Source organism: Caulobacter sp. GSs2, from assembly GCF_058680895.1.
This window is the reverse complement of the sequence record NZ_CM178725.1, coordinates 21,367-38,354: the sequence shown is the minus strand read 5'-3', so window position 1 is coordinate 38,354 and position 16,988 is coordinate 21,367. Positions and strand designations below refer to the sequence as shown.

The window sequence follows — 16,988 nt, the reverse complement described above, 5'->3', positions numbered from 1 at the left end:
GCGCCCTGCCTTCGCAAACGGGAAACAGCATGCAGAGCCTCGACGCCTTCGCTGGCGACAAGCTGACCGCCCTCGACGCCCAGAGCCTGCGTCGCCGTCTGAAGCCGACCCGCCGGCTGGACGGCGCGGTCGTGGAACGGGACGGCCGGCGGCTGATTTCGTTTTCCTGCAACGACTATCTCAACCTCTCGCACCACCCGGCTGTGCGGGCGGCGGCGGCCGAAGCGGCGCTGAACTATGGGGCCGGCGCGGCGGCCTCGCGTCTGGTCACCGGCGATCATCCGCTGCTGGGAGATCTGGAAAAGCGCCTGGCGCGGCTGAAGGGCACCGAGGCGGCCTGCGTGTTCGGCTCGGGCTATTTGGCGAACATGGGCGTGATTCCCACCGTCGTCGGGCCGGGCGACCTGATCCTGATCGACGAACTGGCCCATGCCTGCATCTGGGCCGGCGCCAAGCTGTCCGGCGCCCGCACGATCGCCTTCAGGCATAATGACACCGCCGATCTGGAACGCCTGTTGAAGGCGGAACGCGCCGCCACACGCCACGCCCTGGTCGCCACCGACGGCGTGTTCTCGATGGACGGCGACATCGCGCCGCTGGACCAGCTCTCGACCCTCTGCAACGCGCATGACGCCTGGCTGTTGTCCGACGACGCCCACGGCGTGGGCGTGCTGGCCGAGGGCCGAGGCTCGGCGGCGCTGTTCCCCGGCGCCGAGATCCCGCTGCAGATGGGCACCCTGTCCAAGGCGCTGGGCTCTTATGGCGGCTATCTGTGCGGGTCCCAGGCCGTGATCGACCTGCTGAAGACCCGGGCCCGCACGCTGGTCTACGCCACCGGCCTGCCGCCCGCCTGCGCCGCCGCCGCCCTGGCCTCGCTGGACATCATCGAGACCCAGCCGGCCCTGACCGCCCTGCCCCTGGCCAAGGCCCGCGCCTTCACCGAGGCCCTGGGCCTGCCGCCTGCCCAAAGCCCGATCGTCCCCGTCGTGATCGGCTCGGCCACAGCGGCGCTGGCCGCTTCTGCGAAGCTCGAGGCCGAGGGCTATCTGGTCGTCGCCATCCGGCCGCCCACCGTGCCCGAGGGCACGGCGCGGCTGCGGATCGCCTTCAGCGCCGCCCATTCGGACGCCGACGTGATGCGACTGGCGGATCTGATCGCCGACATCCGCCGGGGCCCTGCCGCATGAAAAGCCTGTTCGTCGCCGGGACCGGCACCGACATCGGCAAGACCCATGTCGCCTGCGCCCTGATCCGCGCCCTCCGCCTGCGAGGCCTGAGCATCGACGCCTTCAAGCCGGTGGTCAGCGGGTTTGATCCAGACGATCCGGATGTCAGCGATCCCGGCCGCCTGGCCCAGGCGCTGGACGAGCCGGGCGCCCTGCACCGCATCTCGCCCCGCCGCTATCGCGCCCCACTGGCCCCCAACCTGGCCGCAGCTCTGGAGGGCGATGTCCTGCGCCTGGATGATCTGGTCGGCGACTGCAGGGACCGCCTGGCGCGACCCGACCGCGATCTGCTGCTGATCGAGGGCGCCGGCGGAGTGATGTCGCCCCTGACCGACACGGCCACCAATCTGGACCTGATGGTCGCGCTGAACCTGCCGGTCCTGCTGGTCGCGGGGTCCTATCTGGGCACGGTCAGCCACGTGCTGACGGCGCTGGAGGTGATCCGGGCCCGAGGCCTGAGCGTGGCCGCCCTAGTCATGAGCGAAAGCCTCGCCGCGCCCGATCTGGGCCAGACCGGCCAGATGTTGCGGGGCTTCGAGACCCGTACGCCGCTGGTCCTGGCCGCGCGCGACGCAAGCTGGAGCGCGACCGAGCTCGCCGACCTGATCTTCCCTCAGGCGACCAAAGACGAGGCCGCCAAGGTCCACTAGGGTGGCGCCATGCGCACAGACTATCTCGGCAACCCTGTCTCCGCCGCCAGTGACGCCGCCCGGGCGGCGGTGGACGATTTCATCGCCGGCTTCCTGGCCTACGAGACCCGCGCCGCCAACATCCTGGCGGCCGCCGACGCCACGCCCGGCGAGCCGCTGCTCAACGCCTATGCCGCCGTCCTTTGGCTGCTGCTCGAAGCGCCGGACGCCGCGGCCCGCGCGGCGCCCTATCTGGCGCGCGCCCAGACAACCCTCGACGGCGCCCATGAACGGGAGCGCCAGATCGTGGCCTTCGTCGCGGCCTGGTCGGCCGACGACATCCCCGGCGCGCTGTCGATCGCCGACGCCATTCTCGAGGCCTGGCCGCGCGATCTGCTGATGCTTAAGCTGCGGCAGTACCACGACTTCAATCGCGGCGACTTTCCCGCCATGCTGCGCGCGGCCAGTCGCTGCCTGCCCGCCGCCGCCGACATCTCCCACCTGCACGGCATGCTGGCCTTCGCCTACGAGCAGTGCCACCTGCTGGACGAGGCCGAGGCCGCCGCCCGCCATGCCCTGTCCCTGCAGCGCAAGGAGCCCTGGGCCCAACATGCCCTGGCCCATGTCATGCTGACCCAGGGCCGCATCGACGAGGGCGTCGCCTTCCTGGAGGGTGTGCGCGACACCTGGACCGACCTGAACTCGTTCATGGACACCCACCTGTGGTGGCACCTGGCGCTATTCTATGTCAGCCAGGGCCGGTTCGAGGCGGCGCTGGCGGCCTATGATGAGCACTGCTGGACCCAGTCCAGGGACTATTCACAGGATCAGGTCGGGGCGGTCTCCCTGCTGGCCCGGCTGGAGCTGGCCGGCGTCGATGTCGGACCGCGCTGGAGCGATCTGGCCGACCATCTCGCCGCCCGCGCCGATGACATCGTGCAGCCTTTCCTGTCGCTACAATATCTGTTCGGCCTGGCCCGCGCCGGTCGGCCCGAGGCGGACCAGCTTCTGGCGGCGATCCGGCGGGCGGCCGTCGAGGCCCCCGACTTCGTTCGCGCCACCTGGCGTGACGTCGCCCTGCCCGCCGCCGAAGGTCTGGTCGCCCATGCGCGCGGCGACTATCCGGCCGCCCTGCGAGGCCTGCGCGCGGCCCTGCCCCGTCTGGCCGAAGTGGGTGGCAGCCACGCGCAGCGCGATCTCTTCGACCAGATCATCCTGGACGCCCTGATCCGGTCCGACCGCCTGTCCGAAGCCCAGCAGATGCTGGAGTTGCGCCGCGGCTTCGATCCCGACGGCCTGCCCGTCAACCAGGCGCTTGCGGACCTGTATGAGCGCCTCGACCTGCCGGCTCAGGCCGCTGTGGCCCGCGAACGCGTGGCGGGCCGCCGCGCGGGCCTCTAGTCTCGCGACCCTAGGCCTCGATATCCACGTCCTTGGTTTCCTTGAGGAACAGGATGCCGATCACGGCCGTCACCCCCGCCACCACGATCGGATACCAGAGGCCGTAATAGATATTGCCGGTGGCCGCGACCATGGCGAAGGCGGTGGTCGGCAGGAAGCCGCCGAACCAGCCATTGCCGATGTGATAGGGCAGGCTCATCGAGGTGTAGCGGATATTGGTCGGGAACATCTCGACCAGCATCGCCGCGATCGGCCCGTAGACCATGGTCACATAGATCACCAGCAGGGTCAGGATCCCGACCACCAGCGGCTTGTTGACCAGGGCGCTGTCGGCCTTGGCGGGATAGCCTGCCGTCTTGAGCGCCGCCCCAAGCTGGGCCTCCCAGGCCTTCTTGCGGTCCTTGAACGCCGCCTTGTCCAGCGTGTCGCCCGCGAAGGACGGCAGGACGGTCTCGCCGATCCTGACCTGCGCCACGGTCCCGGCGGGAGCCGCTGCGTTCGTATAGGTGACGCCGGCCTTGGCCAGATAGGATTTGGCCAGGTCGCAGGAGGTGTTGAACACCGTCTTGCCGATCGGATCGAACTGGAACGAGCAATCGGCCGGGTCAGCGAACACGGTCACCGGCGAGGTCGCGACGGCGGCGGCCAGACGCGGATTGGCGGCGACGGTCAGGGTCTTGAACAGCGGAAAATAGGTCAGGCAGGCCAGGATGCAGCCGACCATGATGATCCACTTGCGACCGATCTTGTCCGACAGCCAGCCAAACAGCACAAAGAACGGGGTGCCGATCAGCAGCGAGATCGCCACCAGCATGTTGGTCAGGCCGCCATCGACCTTGAGCATCTTCTCCAGGAAAAACAGCGCATAGAACTGGCCGGTGTACCAGACCACGGCCTGGCCGGCGGTCAGGCCCACCAGCGCCAGGATCACAATCTTCAGGTTGCCCCATTTGCCAAAGCTGTCCGCCAGGGGCTTCTTGGAGCCCTTGCCCTCGTCGATCATCTTCTGGAACGACGGGCTTTCGGAAAGCTGCAGGCGGATCCACAGCGATACGCCCAGCAGCAGCACCGAGATCAGGAACGGAATGCGCCAGCCATAGTCCTTGAAGGCGTCCTCGCCGATCACGTTGCGAGTCGCCAGGATGACGATCAGGCTGAGGAACAGGCCAAACGTCGCGGTGATCTGGATGAAGCTGGTATAGAGCCCGCGCCGATTGGCCGGCGCATGCTCGGCGACATAGGTCGCCGCCCCGCCATATTCGCCGCCCAGGGCCAGACCCTGCAACAGGCGCATCAGCACCAGGGCGATGGGGGCGATGATGCCGATCTGCTCATAGCTGGGCAGCAAGCCGACCACGAAGGTGGACAGGCCCATCAGCAGCATGGTGACCAGGAAGGTGTTCTTGCGGCCCCACAGATCGCCCAGGCGACCAAAGACCAGGGCCCCGAAAGGGCGCACCGCAAACCCGGCCGCAAAGGCCAGCAACGCGAAGATATAGCCCGTCGTCTCGTTCACACCGGAGAAGAAATGGTGGGTGATATAGGTGGCCAGCGAACCGTACAGGTAGAAGTCGTACCACTCGAAAACCGTGCCGACCGAGGCGGCGCCGATGACCAGTCCGTCCTTGCGACCGACGACAACGCCGTCCTTCGCGCCCGTATGCCCGGCGTCCGCCATGCGTATCCCCCAATTTCTGTTATCGCTACCATGGCATGAGTTGAGCGTCACCACGCTCAGACCCGCAGATCTCGGCATGTTGTCAGAGTTTTACAGGCCCGGGGAGGTGAACCTTGCCTTTCGTGACGCAGAAATGCCCGTATTTGCTGGGATGACGTGACAAATCCTTCCCGGTTCGTCAGGCTCGACGCTCCTTGATTCCACATTGGATGAGCTATCAAAATGAACGTTTCCGATCTGGTCGACGCCGCAGTCGCCGCTGACGACAAGCTGACCAAGGCTCAAGCCAAGGCGATCATCGACGGCGTGTTCAAGGCCGTGACCGAAGCCGCCGTTAAGGGCGAAGAAGTTTCGATCCCGAGCTTTGGCAAGTTCAAGGTCCAGGCCAAGCCGGCCCGCACCGGCCGCAACCCGGCCACGGGCGCGGCGATCGAGATTGCGGCCTCCAAGAAGGTCGCCTTCACGCCTGCCAAGCAACTCAAGGACGCCGTCAACGGCTGATCCTCTGGGATTTGAGACGACCGGCTCGCCAGAGGCGGGCCGGTCGTTGTCTTCATGCCTTCTGGCTCTGGCCTGCCGAATGGCGCGGCTGAGAACCCGTCGAATATCTCTTGGGAGTCGGCTCTGACGGGATTAAGCCGATAGCTCAACGCTTTGCGTACCGGCTGTCATGACCTCGTTTGCTCCGTCCTCAGTCCTCGTCACGAGGCGCAAGATTCGCCCTCGCCGCCGCAAGTCGGTCAGCGCTCTGCGCCTTGTCTTGCCTGCTGTGGCAGTGATGGTCAGCGGGGCCATCTTGACGCAGGCCGCCATCCACGCTGCCGAAACCAAGGCGTCGAGTGTCGTCGCTGGTGCGCCGTTGCGGATGGAAAATCCGCGCTTTACGGGCTCCATGAAGGACGGGCGCGCGTTTCTGATCGTCGCCACCGCCGCGATACGCGACAAGGTCGACCCCAACAAGGTCGCCCTGGAATCCCCGAAGCTGACGCGCGGCTACGGCTCGGACAATCCCACCCAGATCGTGGCAAGGCTGGGCAATTACGACGAGTCCGGGGGCGCCCTTCTGCTGACGGGCGACGTCCAGATCCAGAATGGCGACGGCTACGCGTTCAAGACCGAAAAAGCCGTGATCGATACGCGCACCGGCGAGGTGATGGGCGACTCCGCCGTGCGCGGCGCGGCCTCGGGCAATCAGGTGCAGGCCGACAGCTATTCGGTGACCGACAAGGGCGACCGGGTGATCTTCAAGGGTCGGGTGCGCTCGCGCCTCAATCCCGGCAATTGATCGGGCCGGCGAAACGCTCATGAGCCCCGTCAGGTCCGCGCCATCCAGGCCCAAGGTCTGCTTTCTCTACATCGCCCAGACGCATCAGATCCTGCACAGCCTGCCCATCGCTGTCGCCCTGGCCAGGGGCTGGCCCGGGATCGAGGTCGAGATCGCCGCCACCACCCAGGAACACCTCGACTACGCCCGCCAGCTTCTGGACGCCCTTGGCGGCGCGCCCATCGCCTCGCGCCTGCTGCCGCCGGCCTGGCTGCGCCGGGTGCGCCTGAAGGAGGCCTCGACGCCGCCCAAGGCGCTGATGCTGGCCGCCAACGCCATGGCTCTGGGCAAGATGGACGCCATCGTCACGCCCGAGCGCACCACGGCCCTGCTGCGCAAGTTCGGCGTTCGCAAATCCATGCTGGTCTACACCCAGCACGGCGCGGGCGACCGGGGCGGGGTGTTCGAGCCGCGGCTGCGCCTGTTCGATCTGGTCATGGCCGCCGGTCCCAAGCAGCGCGACCGCATGGTCGAAGGCGGCTGGGTGAAGCCGGAAAACTGCGCCATGGTCGGCTATCCCAAGTTCGACATCATCGACGCCCTGCCCGGCTCGCCGATGCCGGCCTTCCCCGACGCCAAACCCATCGTCGTCTACAATCCACACTTCCACGCCACGCTGGGCTCGTGGCCGCAGTTCGGCGTCAGGGTGCTGGAGCAGTTCGCGGCCGATGACCGCTTCAACCTGATCTTCGCGCCGCACATCCGGCTGTTCGACGGCGCCGGCCCGGCCATGCTGGCCGCCCTGGAGCCGTTCCGAAATCACCCGCGCATCCATATCGACCTGGGCGGTCCGGCCGCGATCGACATGACCTATACCCGCGCGGCCGACATCTATCTGGGCGACGTCTCCAGCCAGGTCTATGAGTTCCTGCGCACTCCCAAGCCGTGCCTGTTTCTCAATCCCGGCCAGGTCGCCTGGCAGGGCGATGAAAGCTTCCACCACTGGCAGTACGGCCCAGTGCTGACCTCGGTCGATCACCTGACCGACGCCGTCGAGGCCGCCCGTCTGGGTCATGGCGACTATGTCGAGATCCAGAAGAGCGGCTTCGCCGAGAGCTTCGACCTGACGGCCACGCCGTCGTCGGAACGCGCCGCCCGCGCCATCGCCGAGCGCGTGCTGGCGCGGACCGCCAAAGCCGCATGACCGCCGAGCGCTCCGTCTTCGCCCGCGTCCTGGCCAATGCCGGGACCCTGCTGGGCGGCCGCACGGTCAACGCCATTGTCGGCCTGGCCTATATCGCCCTGACCGCCCGGGGCCTGGACCCGGCCCAGATGGGCGTCCTCTACCTGATCACGACCTTCGCCCAGTTCCTGGGCGAGGTGGTCAAGTTCCAGTCCTGGCAGACGGTTCTGCAATATGGCGCCGAACCCCTGCTCAAGAACGACCGCCAGGGCTTTCAGCAGGTGGTGCGCTTTTCGCTGTTTCTGGACCTGAGCAGCGGCCTGGTCGGCGTGACGCTGGGCGTGGTCGGCGCCCTGCTGTTCGGCTCGCTGCTGGGCTGGTCGCGGGAGCTCGCGCCCGCCGCAGCGCTCTACGCCCTGACCATCGCGGTGATGACCTCGGCGACCTCGGTGGGCCTGCTGCGACTGTTCGACAAGTTCCGCTATCTGGCGGGCGAGCAGGCGGTCAGCTCGATCGTGCGGCTGGTGGGCGCGGGCATCGCGTTCGCCCTCCACGCGCCGCTGTGGGCGTTCCTGCTGGCCTGGGCGGCCGGCCCGCTGGCATCGTTCCTCTATGTGGGCGCCATCGCCTGGCGTGAGCTTGCCCAGCGCAGGATGCTCGACGGCTTCAGGCTGATCGGCCCCTTGGGCGAAGGCCTGCCCGGGGTGTGGAAATTTGCCTGGGCGACCAATTTCAGCAGCAGCCTGGATGTGGCCTTCACCCACGTCATCACCCTGATGGTCGGCTCACTGCTGGGGCCCACCCAGGCGGCGCTGTGGCGAATCGGCCGGCAGGTGGCCGACGGCATGGCCAAGCCGGCCCGGCTGGTGGTCCCGGCCCTCTATCCCGAACTGGCCAAGCTCCGCGCGCTCGGCGGCGACGCGGCGATGCGCAAGCTGGCCGGGCAGGTCGCCCTGCTGGGCGGCGCGGTGGCCGGTCTCCTGCTGCTGGTCACCACCCTGTTTGGCAAGCCCCTGCTGAGCCTGATCATGGGCGAGGCCTATGTCGGGGCGTCCAGCGTGATGACCTGGCAGGTAACCGCCGCCGCCATCGGCGTGCTGGCCCTGCCCCTGGAGCCGATGCTGGTCTCGATGCGCGCCGCGGGCGCCGCCTTGCGGGTCCGGATGGTGGTCAGCGTGGTGTTTCTTCTGGCGCTGGCGCCGCTGGTCAAGATGTTCGGCATGAACGGCGCCGGCGCAGCGCTGGTCGGGGCGGCCGTCGCCATGGCCATCGGGATGTTTCTGACACTCCGCGTGCGACTTGCGCGATCGTCCGTCCTCAGTGACAACGAACCCTCTTGCGCCGATGACGCAAACGACGCCAAAGGCGGCAGGTGATGATGATGACTCCGACTGGCGCCGCGCGAACGGTTCGTTTCGCTGACTTCCCCACCCTGACGGCCGCGCTCGACTTCGCGGCTCAGGGCGAGACGGGTGTGAACCTCTATTCCCTGCGCGGCGAACTGGTCGAGGCCCTGCCCTATGCCCGTCTGCGCGAACAGGCGATGGAGCTGGCCCAGCGCCTGCTGGCCGCCGGGGCCAAGCCTGGCGACAGCGTCGGCCTGATCGCCGAAACCGACGCCGACTTCGTCCGCGCCTTCTTCGCCTGCCAGTATGCCGGCCTGCCGCCCGCGCCCCTGCCCCTGCCCGCGCCGCTGGGCGGTCGCGAGGCCTATATCGCGCAGATCGCCCGCATGCTGGCCTCGGCCAAGGCCTCGGTCCTGATCGGCCCGAGCTCGATGGCCGCCTGGCTGCCCGAGATCGCCGCCAAACAGCCGCTGAGCTTCGCCGGGACCCTGGCCGACCTCCCGCCCGCCGCTGGCGCCGAGCTGCCGATCATCGCGCCTGATCGCACCTGCTATCTGCAGTTCTCGTCGGGCAGCACCCGTTTCCCGACCGGCGTGGTGGTCACCCATCGCGCCCTGATGGCCAACGCCCAGGCCATCACCCGCGACGGCCTGCAGGTTCGCCCCACCGACCGCGCCATCTCTTGGCTGCCGCTCTATCACGACATGGGTCTGATCGGCTTTCTGCTGAGCCCCATGACCAGCCAGATGACGGTCGACCTGCTGCCGACCGGAGCCTTCGTGCGCCGGCCGCTGATGTGGCTGGACCTGATGACCAAGAACGGCGGCACCATCAGCTACAGCCCGACCTTCGGCTATGAGCTGTGCGCCCGCCGCGCCGAGGCCGCTTCGATCGAGCACCTGAACCTGTCGGGCTGGCGCAGCGCCGGCCTGGGCGGCGACATGATCCGCACCGGCCCGCTGCGCGCCTTCGCCGAGCGCTTCAAGGCCGTGGGCTTCTCCGAAAGCGCCTTTGTCGCCAGCTACGGCATGGCCGAGGCCACCCTGGCCCTGTCGATGTCGCCGCTGGGTCAGGGCCTGAAGGTCGAGACCCTGGACGTCGAGAAGTTGGAACAGGGCCTGGCGGTCATCACCACCGACACCGATCGCGCCCGCGACTTCGCCCGCAACGGCCCCGTCCTGCCGCACCATGAGCTGGAAGTCCGGGGCCAGGACGGCGCGGCCTTGCCCGAGCGAGGCGTGGGCCGGATCTACGCCCGCGGGCCCAGCCTGATGCGGGAATATTTCGAGCAGCCCGAAGAGACCGCCCGCGTGCTGTCGGCCGATGGCTGGCTGGACACCGGCGACCTTGGCTATCTGATCGACGGCGAGATCGTCATCACCGGGCGCGGCAAGGATCTGATCATCCTCAACGGCCGCAACATCTGGCCGCAGGACCTGGAATGGACCGCCGAGGCCGAGATCGAGAGCCTGCGCAGCGGTGACGTCGCCGCCTTCTCCACGCCCGGCGAAGGCGAGGAGGTCGTGGTCGTCCTGGTCCAGGCGCGCGGCGGCGATCCCGAGACCCGCAAGGCCCTGGCCGAACAGGTCGCCACGGTCCTGCGCCTGCGCCACAGCGTCGAGACCCAGGTGCATCTGGTCGGCGCCCACGCCCTGCCCCAGACCTCGTCAGGCAAGCTGAGCCGCTCCAAGGCCAAGGCGGCCTTCCTGGCAGGCGCCTACGCCGAGCGCGCCTGACCATGAGCCGGGGTGTCGTTGCGGTCACCGGCGCCACCGGCTTCCTGGGCCGTCACCTTGTCCGCGCCCTGGTTGCGGACGACTGGACCGTGCGGGTCCTGTCCCGTCGCGACATCATCGATCCGGACTGGCAGGGGCTGGAGCCCCGGATCGTCATCGGCGGCCTTTCGGATCGCGCCGCCCTGGACCGGCTCTGCGCGGGCGCGACCCTGGTCATCCATGTCGCGGGCCTGATCAAGGCGCGATCGCGGGCGGACTTTGATCGCACCAATGTTGACGGCTCCAGGGACGTGGCCCTGGCCGCACGGGCCGCCGGCGCGCGGCTCGTGCTCGTCTCCAGCCTGGCGGCGCGGGAGCCGTCGCTGTCGGACTATGCCGCCAGCAAGCGCGGCGGCGAGGAGGCGGCGCGAGAGGTGATCGGCGACAGCCTGACCATCGTCCGCCCGCCGGCCATCTATGGGCCAGGCGACATGGAAACCCTGGGCCTGTTCAAGGCGGCCCAGACCGCGCCGTTCCTGCCGGCGCTCGATCCCGCCGCCCGGATCGCCATGATCCATGTCGAGGACGCCGTCGCCGCGATCGCGGGTCTGGCCATCGATCACCGGTCTGGGGTCTTCGCCCTGTCGGACGCGCGCACGGATGGATACAGCTGGACCGAGGTGATGACTGCGGCCGCGCGCGCGGTGGGCAAAGCGCCCTACATCGCCCGCGTGCCCACGTGGCTCATCAGCGCCCTGGCGCAACTGTCCGAAGGCGTATCACTCGCCAATGGGAAGATTTCGATTTTCACGACTAGCAAAGCGCGCGAAATGCTCCATTTGGATTGGAGCGTCTCAGAAAGCGAAAGTCTTCCCAGAGCTATCGCTCCGCGATACGGGATCGACTCAGGTTTCGCCCAAAGCGTGCAATGGTACCGCGCAAAGGGATTTTTAGTTTCTATGGACTGATTGTAGCAGCCAATTTTGACAGAAATCCGACAATGAGGCTGTTACAATTGGAGCCAGTCAGACCCGCTAACGGGGGTTTCAGCGAGTCGATATGAAAGCGGTTACAGATCTTACCTTGCGTGAAATCGGCCTGGCGACGTCCTCGGTGCTGGGACGCACCGTTGAGGTTTCCGACGAGACGCATATCGGCCGTGACCTTCAGGTCGACTCCCTGGCTCTGATGAACATCATCATGGAGCTGGAAGACGCGTTCGACATCTCGATCCCGCTTGATCATCTGGCCTCGGTCGAGACGGTGGGCGACTTGTCCAATCTGATAAAAGATCTTCGGAATAAGGGATAACTATGGGGCTGTTCGACAAACATCTCGGCTACCGCGATGCCTATCAAGCGATCCGGGCGGCCGGGGCTGATCCCTTCAACGTCCGACTCGATGCGGTAGTTTCACCGACCGAGGGCGTTATCGACGGCCGCCCCACGATCCTGCTGGGCACCAACAACTATCTTGGCCTGACCTTCGACGCCGAAAGCATCGCGGCCTCGGTCAAGGCGGTGCAGGAGCGGGGCACCGGAACGACCGGTTCGCGGATCGCCAACGGCAGCTTCGAAGCCCATGTCGAACTCGAGCAGGCCCTGGCCAAGTTCTATCGTCGCAAGCACGCCATGGTGTTCACCACCGGCTATCAGGCCAATCTGGGCGTTCTGTCGACCCTGGTGGGTCGCGGCGACCACCTGATCCTGGACGCCGACAGCCACGCCAGCATCTATGACGGTTCGCGCCTTGGCCACGCTGAGGTCATCCGCTTCCGCCACAACGACCCCGAAGACCTCTACAAGCGCCTGCGCCGCATGAAGGACATGCCCGGCGAGCGCCTGATCGTGGTCGAAGGCATCTATTCGATGATCGGCGACACCGCGCCGCTCAAGGAAATCGCCGCTGTGAAGCGCGAACTGGGCGGCTACCTGCTGGTCGATGAAGCCCACTCGATGGGTGTGCTGGGCGAGAACGGGCGCGGCCTGGCCGAACAGGAAGGCGTCGAGGACGATGTCGACTTCGTGGTCGGCACCTTCTCCAAGAGCCTGGGCGCCATCGGCGGCTTCTGCGTGAGCAACATGGACGACTTCGACGTCATGCGCGTCGTCTGCCGTCCCTACATGTTCACCGCCTCGCTGCCGCCGGCCGTGGTCAGCTCGACCCTGGTCGCGCTGCGGCGCCTGGAAGAAATGCCTGAACTGCGCCATCGCCTGATGGCCAACGCCCGTCGCCTCTATGACGGCCTGACCGAGCTGGGCTTCCAGACCGGCCCGACCGCCAGCCCGATCGTCGCCATCACCATGCCCGATCAGGAACGCGCGATCGGCATGTGGAACGCCCTGCTACAGAACGGCGTCTATCTGAACCTGGCCCTGCCGCCGGCCACGCCCGACAGCCGTCCGCTGCTGCGCACCAGCGTCAGCGCCGCCCATACCGACGAGCAGATTGAAAAGGTCCTGTCCGTGTTCGCCAGCGTCGGCGCCGCGATGGGTGTAATCGACAACCAGCGCCAGCGCGTTTCCGCCTGACGCCGCCGAAGGCCGGGGCGGCTAAGCCTCGGCCTTTCGCGCCTTCTGGGCGCGCCACAGGTCCCACAGCACGCCCGGCGCGGCCAGCACCGGGTGCTTCTCGCGCCACGGCGTCAACGGCACCGGCACGCCCGTGTGACGCTCGATCTTCCACGCCGCATAGCGGGCGGCGCCCTCGAAGGTGAAGGCGGCCTTGATCAGACGGGCGACGTTCAGCGACTTGCCCATCCGCCGCCGCACCTGCCAGGCGCGCCCGAAACGGGACCGCGCCTCTTCGGTCAGATTGGGCTGGACGGATCCGGGCGCGAGAATGTCCAAAAGGCCCTGTTCGCGCCAGCAGGCGACCAGCAGACGATCATAGCGCTCGGCGTCGAAGGCCAGGATCGACTGCTCACGACCGCCGCGCTCGACGCGGAACTCGGCCTTGTAGGTCTGCTGGAACAGGGCCGACCAATAGGCCTCTGACGGGCCCTCGACAGGCCCCAGCGCCGCCGCGAACCGCGCGGCCGAGTGGGCGGCCTCGGCTACGGCGTTGATCACGACCGGTTCGATCTCGGCGCTCGAGGACCAGACCAGGGCCGAGGGCTGGACGAAACGCGTCCAGATCGTGGTGTCGATCTCACGTCCCCGCGCCGCCAGAGCGAACTGGGCCAGAGTCATCGACGCGACCTTGGCGCGCAGGGTTCGGCCCTGGTGCTCGACCTCGTGATAGCTGACGTCCGGCCAAAGCTTGCGGGCGACCACACCGCGCCAGCCGCGTCGGGCCTGGCTGGTCAGCACATAGAAATCCATGACGCCGTCGAGGTCGCCCGTGCGCAGAACCGAGCCGTAGAACAGCACGGCCACGGGATTTTCAAACGCAGAGACCAACTGGCGGGCGAAGGCGACGGCATGCGGCGGCGCAGGGGCGCGCAACTCGGCCTCGACCATCGCCAGCACGGGGCTGGTCATGACGCCAGGAACCGCAGGGTAGGCCCAAGAGAGACGGTCAGGCCGCCCGATCCTTCATAGACCTCGCCGTCGAGCACAAACGCGTCGCAGGTCTGAATGCGCAGGGACTTTGCATCTCCGCGGCGATAGCCCTGCCTTGCCAGCCATGGCGCATCTCCGCCGCCCAGCAGGGTGATCAAGGCCGATAGCAGCCGCTGAGGCTGGGCGTCGACGTCCAGCGCCTTGAGGCCCTCCCGGGGCGGCCCGAACGGTTTGATGCCCAGGGGCAGGCGCTTCAGGGTCGTCGCCATCAACAGGAAGCGGTTGCCCTTGGGGGCCGGCTCCCCGTCGATGGACAGCTCGACCGGCACCCCCTCGCGCCAGTGGTCGCGCGCGCCGCCAAACAGCGCGCCCGTCGCCGCACCGACAAGGGTCAGGCCCACGGATAGGCCGTGAAACGCCCCCATCCGGTTGACGCTCTTGGACATCTTGGTGGCCCGCACGAACGCGCCGAGCCCGAACACAAAGCCGCTCATGGCCGCCCGGCCATCGTCCCAGGACACTTCCAGCGGCGCGCGATACTTGATCACCGCCTTGGGCGAGCGCGCCGCAATCAGCGCTTCGTGCAGCGTCCAGCCCCGTCGAACGCCCAGGTCAATGGCCAGAACATTGGTCTTTCCGGACGGCAACAGAATGATCAGCGGGGACGCCTGGCCAAAGGCCCGCGGCAGAAGGCTCAGCACGTCACGGATCGTGCCGTCGCCGCCGTCGATGACCAGCAGCTCAACGCCGCGCGCCGCGAAGGCTATCAGGTCGACCTCCAGCGCCTCGCGCGTGGCCGGCCGCACCAGCATCACATCATCCGGAGCCCAGTACTCCGCGCTGCGCCCCATATTGGCGTGGCTGCGCGGATTGTGGACGACGCCGACCTTCATCAGCGCGACAGCCAGGAGGTGACGCCGCCCTTGGGCGTGAGCAGGCCCTGCACGATCTGGCTGGCGTGCACGACGAAGCAGATCGCCGTCCAGGCCGCCACCAGCACGAAGCCGATGTCAGGCCGGCCGACCAGGGTGGTCGCGGTCATGAACAGCAGGTTGGGGTTCCGCCGCGCGGTGATCAGCCGGAAGAAGCTGTCGAACGGCCGCCAGGCGTGCATCTCGACCTTGAACAGCGACAGGAAGATCCCCTCCTCCACCCGCTGGGCCACATAGCCGCCCACCACGATGGCCAGCAGCAACCCGCCGTGCGGCACGGTGAAGCCCAGAGCGCCCAGGCCGACAAACCAGGCCCACCACCAGAACGGCGGGTGGATCAGGTCGATGCCGTGGTCGAAGACATTGCCCCACTTGGACGAGGTCAGGGTCACCCGGGCCAGCTTGCCATCGACGGTGTCCAGGAAGGTCATGATCCAGGCGCAGACCAGACCCAGGCCGTACTGGCCGGTCCAGAACAGCCAGAAGGCGGCCAGCACCATCAGGAAGCTGGCGAAGGTGACCTGGTTGGGCGTGATCTTGGCAAGGGCGCACCAGCGGGTGACGACCCGGGCGGGCGCGGGCCAGACATATTTTGTCACGAGGTCCGTGACGCCCTTGTACGAGCCCTTGAACAACCGCTTCTCGACCGCGTCGACCGTCTCGGGCGTCAGGCGCTCCAGCACCGGCGGCTCGCGCTTGCGCAGCTCGCTGTTATAGGCCGAGCCCAGTTCCATGGCTGTCAGACGCGGGGCCTCACCGACCACAGCAGAAAGGTCCTCACCGACCGCAAGCACGCGATCGGCCGGCAGGTTGAACGCCACGACGCGGCCGCTCTCGTCGATCAGCGCCACGCCGGGCCGTCCCGCCAGGGCGCGGATCAGCGCCTCATCGAACACCCATCCGGCGTCGACCACCACCACGTCGCCGTTGGCGGGCGCCGTTTCGCGCGTGACTTCGCTCAGCCCCACGCGGCCATAGATCCGCGACAGGCGCTGGGCCGAGGTCATGCCCCAGATGCGCGTGGACGCCTGGCCGACCGTGATCGCCGCCTGCCTGGCGTCGCCGCCCTGATTACTTCCGCCGGTCAATGTGCGAGAACCCCTGGAAATTCGTGGCGAATGATAAGCAGCTTCGTTTCGTTTATGGCCAAAAAGCGCGATTCTGACTTGTCGATATTCCGCATAGCCCACCTTTCCGACCCGCATCTGCCGCCACCCGCAGGGGCGTTCGGCTGGCGGGACCTCGCCTCCAAGCGTTTGCTCAGCCGCATCGCCTGGCGGCGCAAGCACAAGGAGCATCAGCCCGACGTGCTGGCCGCCCTGGTCGCCGACATCAAGACCTATGCGCCCGACCACATCGCCGTCACCGGCGATCTGACCAATTTCGCCTCCACCGTTGAGGTCGAGGCCGCGCGCCAGTGGCTGAACGGCCTTGGTGCGTCAGATGGGATCACTCTGAGCCCGGGCAACCATGACGCCCTGGTCGGCGCAATTGGACCCGAACGATTCGCCGCCTGGTCGGACTGGCTGGGCGACGGCGACGAAGTCGCTTTTCCCAGGCTTCGGATCCGCGACGGTGTGGCGATCATCAATCTGTGCTCGGCCATCCCCACCGCGCCGCATCTGGCGACCGGCCGGTTGGGTCAGGCGCAGCTGACGCGGCTGGAGGCCCTGCTGGCCGACCCCGCTCATCGCGACCTGTTCCGGGTGGTCCTGATCCACCACCCGCCGACCCCGGGCGCCGTTTCAAGGCGCAAGTCGCTGGACGACCGGGAGGGCCTGGGTGCGATCCTGGCCCGCCAGGGCGTCGATCTGGTGCTGCACGGCCACGCTCACGAGGGGCTGGTGGCGACCACGCCGGGTCCGGACGGCGCGGCGATCCCCGTCCTGGGCGTGCCCTCGGCCTCGGCCCTGGGACGGGGCAAGCACCCGGCCGCGCGTTGGCACGCCATCGAGATCCTGCGCGATGGCGCCGAGGCGGTGTCTGTTCGGGTCATCGCGCGCGGACTGGATCCGCAAACGGGACATGTGGCGGAGCTGGGCCGGTACGTGCTGGCCTAGTGCTGATCGCACTTCCATGAAAAAGCCCGCGTCCCTATTGTGAATCGGCGG

At 67.6% G+C, this 16,988-nt stretch carries 16 protein-coding genes; 12 read left to right on the top strand and 4 right to left on the bottom strand.

What is annotated here, in order from left to right:
* Positions 1-29 precede the first annotated feature (29 nt).
* The 3 genes from bioF to ACW17Z_RS00185 are packed head-to-tail and all read left to right on the top strand — an operon-like array spanning position 30 to position 3,256.
* The gene (bioF, locus tag ACW17Z_RS00195; RefSeq protein WP_492057156.1) at positions 30-1,187 is read left to right on the top strand and encodes an 8-amino-7-oxononanoate synthase; all 1,158 of its coding nucleotides are present in this window, start codon (positions 30-32) and stop codon (positions 1,185-1,187) included.
* Complete coding sequence (gene bioD, locus ACW17Z_RS00190) at positions 1,184-1,876, top strand: dethiobiotin synthase (RefSeq protein ID WP_492057155.1); 693 nt, start codon at positions 1,184-1,186, stop codon at positions 1,874-1,876. The genes bioF and bioD overlap by 4 nt, the downstream gene beginning before the upstream one ends.
* Positions 1,877-1,885: 9 nt before the next feature.
* Entirely contained in the window at positions 1,886-3,256 is a 1,371-nt protein-coding gene (locus ACW17Z_RS00185; RefSeq protein WP_492057153.1) for a tetratricopeptide repeat protein, read from the top strand.
* Positions 3,257-3,266: 10 nt separating this feature from the next.
* Here ACW17Z_RS00185 and ACW17Z_RS00180 read toward each other — a convergent pair whose 3' ends face one another.
* A complete protein-coding gene (locus ACW17Z_RS00180) occupies positions 3,267-4,934 on the bottom strand; it encodes an MFS transporter (RefSeq protein WP_492057152.1) in 1,668 nt (555 codons plus the stop codon).
* Between the two features lie 222 nt (positions 4,935-5,156).
* On the opposite strand from ACW17Z_RS00180, the gene ACW17Z_RS00175 reads away from it, so the two are divergent.
* The 8 genes from ACW17Z_RS00175 to spt all read left to right on the top strand — a co-directional run bounded on the left by ACW17Z_RS00175 (position 5,157) and on the right by spt (position 12,973).
* Positions 5,157-5,435, top strand: a complete 279-nt coding sequence (locus tag ACW17Z_RS00175) for an HU family DNA-binding protein (protein WP_492057151.1) — start codon at positions 5,157-5,159, stop codon at positions 5,433-5,435.
* 295 nt (positions 5,436-5,730) lie between these two features.
* Complete coding sequence (lptC, locus tag ACW17Z_RS00170; protein WP_492057150.1) at positions 5,731-6,219, top strand: LPS export ABC transporter periplasmic protein LptC; 489 nt, start codon at positions 5,731-5,733, stop codon at positions 6,217-6,219.
* Positions 6,220-6,238: 19 nt separating this feature from the next.
* Positions 6,239-7,402, top strand: a complete 1,164-nt coding sequence (locus tag ACW17Z_RS00165) for a CDP-glycerol glycerophosphotransferase family protein (RefSeq protein ID WP_492057149.1) — start codon at positions 6,239-6,241, stop codon at positions 7,400-7,402.
* Positions 7,399-8,757 (top strand): lipopolysaccharide biosynthesis protein, encoded by a 1,359-nt coding sequence (locus ACW17Z_RS00160; RefSeq protein WP_492057148.1) that lies wholly within the window; start codon positions 7,399-7,401, stop codon positions 8,755-8,757. The genes ACW17Z_RS00165 and ACW17Z_RS00160 overlap by 4 nt, the downstream gene beginning before the upstream one ends.
* A 2-nt stretch (positions 8,758-8,759) precedes the next feature.
* Positions 8,760-10,463 (top strand): fatty acyl-AMP ligase, encoded by a 1,704-nt coding sequence (locus ACW17Z_RS00155; RefSeq protein WP_492058567.1) that lies wholly within the window; start codon positions 8,760-8,762, stop codon positions 10,461-10,463.
* Between the two features lie 2 nt (positions 10,464-10,465).
* Positions 10,466-11,410 carry an NAD-dependent epimerase/dehydratase family protein gene (locus ACW17Z_RS00150; RefSeq protein WP_492057147.1) on the top strand — a complete coding sequence of 315 codons (945 nt, stop codon included), beginning with the start codon at positions 10,466-10,468 and terminating at the stop codon, positions 11,408-11,410.
* A 91-nt stretch (positions 11,411-11,501) separates the two neighbouring features.
* Entirely contained in the window at positions 11,502-11,753 is a 252-nt protein-coding gene (locus tag ACW17Z_RS00145; protein WP_492057146.1) for an acyl carrier protein, read from the top strand.
* Between the two features lie 2 nt (positions 11,754-11,755).
* Positions 11,756-12,973 (top strand): serine palmitoyltransferase, encoded by a 1,218-nt coding sequence (gene spt, locus ACW17Z_RS00140; RefSeq protein ID WP_419321241.1) that lies wholly within the window; start codon positions 11,756-11,758, stop codon positions 12,971-12,973.
* A 21-nt stretch (positions 12,974-12,994) separates the two neighbouring features.
* On the opposite strand, the gene ACW17Z_RS00135 is transcribed toward spt, so the two are convergent.
* Genes ACW17Z_RS00135 through ACW17Z_RS00125 form a run of 3 tightly spaced genes read right to left on the bottom strand, consistent with a single transcriptional unit; the run spans position 12,995 to position 15,884 of the window.
* A complete protein-coding gene (locus ACW17Z_RS00135) occupies positions 12,995-13,924 on the bottom strand; it encodes a hypothetical protein (protein WP_419321240.1) in 930 nt (309 codons plus the stop codon).
* Complete coding sequence (locus ACW17Z_RS00130) at positions 13,921-14,838, bottom strand: diacylglycerol/lipid kinase family protein (RefSeq protein WP_492057145.1); 918 nt, start codon at positions 14,836-14,838, stop codon at positions 13,921-13,923. The genes ACW17Z_RS00135 and ACW17Z_RS00130 overlap by 4 nt, the downstream gene beginning before the upstream one ends.
* On the bottom strand, positions 14,838-15,884 hold the full coding sequence (locus ACW17Z_RS00125) for a CDP-alcohol phosphatidyltransferase family protein (protein WP_492058566.1): 1,047 nt from the start codon (positions 15,882-15,884) through the stop codon (positions 14,838-14,840). The genes ACW17Z_RS00130 and ACW17Z_RS00125 overlap by 1 nt, the downstream gene beginning before the upstream one ends.
* A gap of 159 nt (positions 15,885-16,043) precedes the next feature.
* Between ACW17Z_RS00125 and ACW17Z_RS00120 the strand changes: the two genes are divergently transcribed.
* Entirely contained in the window at positions 16,044-16,937 is an 894-nt protein-coding gene (locus ACW17Z_RS00120; RefSeq protein ID WP_492057144.1) for a metallophosphoesterase family protein, read from the top strand.
* The last annotated feature ends 51 nt before the right edge of the window (positions 16,938-16,988 follow it).

Excerpts from the sequence above, each read along its gene's own strand:
- ACW17Z_RS00135 (WP_419321240.1), bottom strand. The coding sequence starts at position 13,924 with ATGACCAGCCCCGTGCTGGCGATGGTCGAGGCCGAGTTGCGCGCCCCT.
- ACW17Z_RS00160 (WP_492057148.1), top strand. The coding sequence starts at position 7,399 with ATGACCGCCGAGCGCTCCGTCTTCGCCCGCGTCCTGGCCAATGCCGGG.
- bioF (WP_492057156.1), top strand. The coding sequence starts at position 30 with ATGCAGAGCCTCGACGCCTTCGCTGGCGACAAGCTGACCGCCCTCGAC.
- ACW17Z_RS00155 (WP_492058567.1), top strand. The coding sequence starts at position 8,760 with ATGATGACTCCGACTGGCGCCGCGCGAACGGTTCGTTTCGCTGACTTC.
- bioD (WP_492057155.1), top strand. The coding sequence starts at position 1,184 with ATGAAAAGCCTGTTCGTCGCCGGGACCGGCACCGACATCGGCAAGACC.
- ACW17Z_RS00145 (WP_492057146.1), top strand. The coding sequence starts at position 11,502 with ATGAAAGCGGTTACAGATCTTACCTTGCGTGAAATCGGCCTGGCGACG.
- ACW17Z_RS00125 (WP_492058566.1), bottom strand. The coding sequence starts at position 15,884 with ATGACCTCGGCCCAGCGCCTGTCGCGGATCTATGGCCGCGTGGGGCTG.
- ACW17Z_RS00150 (WP_492057147.1), top strand. The coding sequence starts at position 10,466 with ATGAGCCGGGGTGTCGTTGCGGTCACCGGCGCCACCGGCTTCCTGGGC.
- ACW17Z_RS00180 (WP_492057152.1), bottom strand. The coding sequence starts at position 4,934 with ATGGCGGACGCCGGGCATACGGGCGCGAAGGACGGCGTTGTCGTCGGT.
- ACW17Z_RS00130 (WP_492057145.1), bottom strand. The coding sequence starts at position 14,838 with ATGAAGGTCGGCGTCGTCCACAATCCGCGCAGCCACGCCAATATGGGG.
- spt (WP_419321241.1), top strand. The coding sequence starts at position 11,756 with ATGGGGCTGTTCGACAAACATCTCGGCTACCGCGATGCCTATCAAGCG.
- ACW17Z_RS00175 (WP_492057151.1), top strand. The coding sequence starts at position 5,157 with ATGAACGTTTCCGATCTGGTCGACGCCGCAGTCGCCGCTGACGACAAG.
- ACW17Z_RS00165 (WP_492057149.1), top strand. The coding sequence starts at position 6,239 with ATGAGCCCCGTCAGGTCCGCGCCATCCAGGCCCAAGGTCTGCTTTCTC.
- ACW17Z_RS00185 (WP_492057153.1), top strand. The coding sequence starts at position 1,886 with ATGCGCACAGACTATCTCGGCAACCCTGTCTCCGCCGCCAGTGACGCC.